This window comes from Streptomyces sp. (assembly GCF_050698815.1).
Lineage (GTDB): Bacteria > Actinomycetota > Actinomycetes > Streptomycetales > Streptomycetaceae > Streptomyces.
The window spans coordinates 1-4,896 of record NZ_JBOHCV010000174.1; the positions used below are offsets into that span (position 1 = coordinate 1).

At 72.5% G+C, this 4,896-nt stretch carries 3 protein-coding genes; 1 reads left to right on the plus strand and 2 read right to left on the minus strand.

The annotated features are described in order from the left end of the window. Both ACRDP3_RS06535 and ACRDP3_RS06540 read right to left on the minus strand, forming a co-directional pair. Positions 1-1,895: glycosyltransferase family 2 protein (locus tag ACRDP3_RS06535; protein WP_431515869.1), on the minus strand; the 1,895-nt coding region annotated here is incomplete at its 3' end. A 407-nt stretch (positions 1,896-2,302) separates the two neighbouring features. Then, positions 2,303-3,427: a winged helix DNA-binding domain-containing protein gene (locus ACRDP3_RS06540; RefSeq protein ID WP_431515870.1), complete on the minus strand. Its 1,125-nt coding sequence runs from the start codon at positions 3,425-3,427 to the stop codon at positions 2,303-2,305. Positions 3,428-3,638: 211 nt separating this feature from the next. Here ACRDP3_RS06540 and ACRDP3_RS06545 point away from each other — a divergent pair. Continuing rightward, the coding region (locus tag ACRDP3_RS06545) for an NB-ARC domain-containing protein (RefSeq protein WP_431515871.1) at positions 3,639-4,896 on the plus strand (1,258 nt) is incomplete at its 3' end.

The following is a 4,896-nucleotide window of genomic DNA, read 5'->3' on the forward strand; positions in this document are numbered from 1 at the left end:
GGCTGCGGGCCCGGACCGCCCTGCCGGTGCCGCCCTGCCGGTTCCGGTTCGGCGCGCTGCTTGCGGCGCTTGTTCTCCGTGCGCACCGTGAACCGCCAGCCGATGATCGGCGCGGCCGTGATCAGCAGCGCCAGCGCGGCCCAGGTGAGCATCGCCGGGTGGTCGTGGCCCAGAGAGAAGGAGCCGGCGAGCGAGCCGCCGAAGACGAGGATGAAGAAGAGGTGGACGCGGAAGGTGCCGAAGAGGGTGTCGGGGCTGGCCGAGTCGCCTTTCGGTGTGACCACGAACGTGCTCTTGCGGCGGAGCAGCGCGTCGAAGAGTGAGCGCGCGTAGATCGGCGCGGAGAGCGCGGACATCAGCATCCCGGCGAGTCCGCCGGAGCCCTCGGGCTCGTGCGGGGAGACGTTGTGCCGCCGGTTCCAGACGTACAGTCCGATCTGGAGGGCCGTGGCGTTGCCGTACAGCGCCATCCAGATCGTCGGGTCGATCTGCACGCCGGAGGCGCCCAGCCCCAGGAACAGCGCACAACTCAGCGCGGCCAGTATCCAGTTGAGTGCCGAGATCGGGTAGAAGAGCATCAGCATCGTGTAGTTGAAGAGCTTCCCCGGCGGCATCGTGAAGAGGCCCTTGGGGTACTGCTTGAGTATCGTCTCGTAGGTGCCGCGCGACCAGCGCAGTTGCTGGGTGAAGAAGTCCGTCCAGGCGTTGGGGCCCTCGCCGACGGCGAGCACGTCCGGGGTGTAGACCGAGCGCCACTTGCGGCCCGTGACCGGGTTCCTGGCGCGGTGCATCTCGAAGCCGGTGGCCATGTCCTCGGTGATGGAGTCGTAGAGCCCGCCGATGGCCTTGATGGCGCTGATGCGCACGGCGTTGCTGGTGCCGACGAACATCGGGGCGTGGTAGCGGTTCCCGGCCCGCTGGATGAGGGCGTGGAAGAGGAACTGCTGGCTCTCGGCGGCCTTGGTGACGAAGTTGTCGTAGTTGCCGTACACCTGCGGGCCGATGACGAAGCCGACGTCCGGGTCGCGGAAGTAACCGAGCATCCGCTCCAGATAGTTGGGCAGCGGCACATGGTCGGTGTCGACGGACGCGAAGAAGTCGTAGTGCTCGCCGTGCGCGGCCAGCCAGGCGTTGTAGTTGCCGTGCTTGGTCCTGGCCCGGTGCGGGCCCTTGTTCTTGTTCCAGCGCGGGACGCCCTTGCGGGTGAAGTGGTGCACGCCCAGCCGCCGGCAGACCGCCTTGACCTCCGGGTCGTCGCCCTCGTCCAGCAGCCAGACGTGCAGCTGCCCCCGGTGCCGGATGCGGACGGCGGCCTCCAGGGTCTTCGTCACCATCCCGATCGGCTCCTTGCCGGGCACGAAGGAGGTGAGGAAGGCGACGCGGGTGCCGGACTCGGGGACCACGGGCACCGGGTCTCTCGCGACCAGGGTGGCGTGGGCGTTGGAGAGGACGTTGAGGGTGCGGAAGAGCTCGATCAGGCCGATCGCGACGAGCATCACGATGTCGAGCTTGAGCACCAGGTCGGAGACGGCGCCGTCGTCGCGCTGCGTCCAGTGCCGCGGCTGCATCAGCCACACCAGCAGCCCGGCCGAGAGCAGCGGTGCCAGGCAGAGCAGGAAGGCGGCCCGTATGCGGTGCGGTTCGTCGGCGAGCAGGCTGCGGTAGGCGACCCGGTAGGGCTTCCCGGGGCCGGGCGGGCTGAGCGGTCCGGCGAGGCGGCTGTAGTGCTCGTAGTCGTAGCGCGGCAGAGCCTTGGGCGGCCGGACGCCGTGGGGCCGGTTCCGGAGTTGGCGGGGTATGCGCAGCTGGGTCGTCCGTGACGGGTCATCGTCTGCCGCGGGGTGAGCCGCCGGTATTGATCGCGGCTGTGGGCCGTCGGCCGGTTTCGACGTCATGAGTCCGTCCCCCGCACGCAGCGGGCTGCGTGTGCTCGTACTGTCCCGCGCCTTCTCCCGCGGCCGGGGCGCGGCGGGGTCGAGCCGCTCGGCGTGGAGACGGCGCACGCGCACGCCCGGTTCCGGGTGGTCGATTCCCGGTGCCGCCGGGCCGGCGCGCGGAACCCGGCGTGGTCCGGCCGTGTCCCTGCCCCTGCCCGCTGACCGCCGGTCCGCTGTGGCGCACCGCGGTCAGGACGTCGGTAGGTTCTCCGACTCCTGGCGTGAACGCAAGGCCGATAAGGGGCAGTTCATCCCTGATGCGGCTCGATATCCGTGTTCTGTGTGACGGAAGTGTCAGCGAAATGCGCGGGATGTGTAGACCCCGGTCCGCTCCTGGATCTCGCGCGCCATGCTCCGGGCAGCGTCTACGAGCTGAGCGGCGCCGCGAAGTCGACGACGCGCTGCTCCGCCTCCGACGCGGCGAAAGTGAGCAGCCGCTCGCCCTCCGTCGCCAGCGCCCGTTCCTCCTCGCCCGTCAGCCGGCCGAAGGGCGTCACGGTCAGCGTCGCCGTGCCACCGGTCGCCCGCCGCGGCTGCTCCGCCTTCCACGTGCCCCGCACCGTGCCGTCCAGCAGGATGGTGCCCGGGACCTGGCCGTTCCGGCTCGCGATGGTCTTGCGTGCCCGGTCGCCGATGACGCGCGTACGGTCCGCGTGCGAGAGGATGAGGTTGTCGTACTCGGCGATGAAACGGGCGGGCAGCGGCAGTCCGGGATCGGGACGCGGGGCCTCGGGCAGGTCGAACAGCTCCCGCCCGCTCTCGGCGCGGAAGACCCGCAGCTGCGGGCGCAGCCGTTCCATGACCTCCCCCAACCGGGTCAGTCCCGACCACGTCTGCGCGTCCATCACGGAGGCCGGCCCGAAGGCGCCCAGATAGCGCAGCATGATCGTCTCGATGCACGGTTCGGGCGAGGGCGGGCGTCCCAGCCAGGACTCGATCGTGTCGTAGGCCGGCTGCCCGGAGCGCCCCCACAGACCGCGCGGCGGGATCTGGACGAGGTCGCCCAGCCCGCGTGCCACCTGCGACAGCTCGCGCGGGTCCAGGCCGGGCCAGCGCAGGCCGAGCGCTTCGCCCAGTTCGCGGACCGTGCGCGGGCGCTCCCGGATCAGCTCGACTCCGGCGCCGGCGACCTCCCACGGGTCGAGGCCCGCCAGCGGCTTGAGGTGGTTGGTGCGGATGACGCGTTCGGCCAGACCCCGTGTCAGCGGGCGCAGCTGTGCGCAGTCCTCGGCGCTGACCAGGTGCACCGTGGCCCGCATCACGGTGACCCGCACGGCCCGCCGGTCCGTCAGCAAGCCGGACAGCTCCTCGGGCCGGAAGTCCGCCAGCCGGGTCCAGAGCCCGAAGTAGGGCGGCTTGGGGGCCTGCGCCTGCAGGCCGACCAAGTGCTCGATGGCCTGCAGGGCCGTCATCGGTGCCCGCTCGGCGAGCAGTTGGCGGGCGACCAGGGCACGGCCGAGAGCTCTGGTGCTGAGAGTGGCTGGGTGCATGAGGGGAGTCTCGCCGATCCGGCGGGCACGCGCGACGCGACGGGGCCGGTCGGGGCCGTGCGGGCACGGACCGGCCCGGTACGGTCCCGGTACGGCCTTGTCCGATTCCGGACCGTTCGGCTGCCCGGTGGTCAACGACCCGATAGCGTGGACGGGTTGACGATCACCGATCACCGAGTACGGCGCGGGATCACCGGAGGGGCGGGCAACGGTGGTGGAACCGATCTCCATTGCGCTGGGTGCGGTCGCGGCGGCCTTCCTCCAGGGCGCCGGTGAGGAAGCCGGCCGCCAAGGCACCACCTCGGTGGCCGGGCTGCTGCGCCGGGTGCGCCGCGGCCGTACGGACCACACGGAGCCGGAAACGGAGCCGGAACCGCTGCCCGGCGACGAGCAGCAAGCACTGTGCGCCGCCCAGGAGATCGTGGAACGGGCCGGGCACGACGAGGCGGTCGCCGCGCTGCTGCGCCAGTGGCTCCGCGAGCGCGACGCCCTCGCGGCCCACCGCCTCCCCGTCTCCTACGTGCCCTTCGTCGACCGGCGGGAGCCGCTCGCAGCGGCAGTCTCGGCAGCCGCTTCGGTGCGGGACCGGCCACAGCTGCACCTCTTCCTGGGCGTCGGCGGTATCGGCAAGACCGAACTGGCACTGCAACTGGCGCACGCGCTGGCCGAGAAGTTTCCCGACGACCACCTGCTGGCGGAGCTGGGCGGCTCGGACCCCGCGAGCGCGGCCGACCCGGCTGCCGTACTGACCGAGCTCCTGCTCGGCCTCGACGTGCACCCCGCGCTGGTACCCGCGACCCCCGCGGCCCAGGCCGCCCTGCTGCGCAGAAGGCTGGCCGGCCGGCGGGCCCTGCTGCTGCTGGACGACGCGCACTCCGCGGCACAGGTCAAGCCGCTGCTGGTGGGCGCGCCCGGGTCGCTCACGATCGTCACCAGCCGGCACCGGCTGCCGGAACTGGTGGCAGGGCACGGCGCACGGGTCACCCAGGTGGGCCCGCTGCCGCCGCCGGACGCGGAAGCGCTGCTGGCCCGCATCGTGGGGGAGCGGCGCTACGCCGAAGGGGGCGTCGCGGCACGGGCGTTGGCGCGCGGCTGTGCGGGACACCCGCTCGCGCTGAGCACCACGGCCGCGCGCATAGCTCAGCAGCCGGAGCTGACGTGGGAGCAGGCGGCCCGGGATCTCGCGTCGGCGCCCGCCGGACCTGCCAGACCTGCCAGACCTGCCGGGCCTGCCGGACCGGGAGGAGAGGCTGTGGCCATGCCGGGAGAAGCGTCCCCGCCGGATCCGGAGCGGACGGACGTCACCGCCCTCACCGACGCCGCCACCGACCTCGCGTACCGCGGGCTGAGCGAGCAGGCGGCCGGCCTGCACCGGATGCTCGGCGCCCGGCCCTGGCCCGAGGTCGGCCCGGGGCTGGCGGCGGCCGTACTCCAGTGCCCGCAGGACCAAGCCCGGGCCGCGCTCGCGG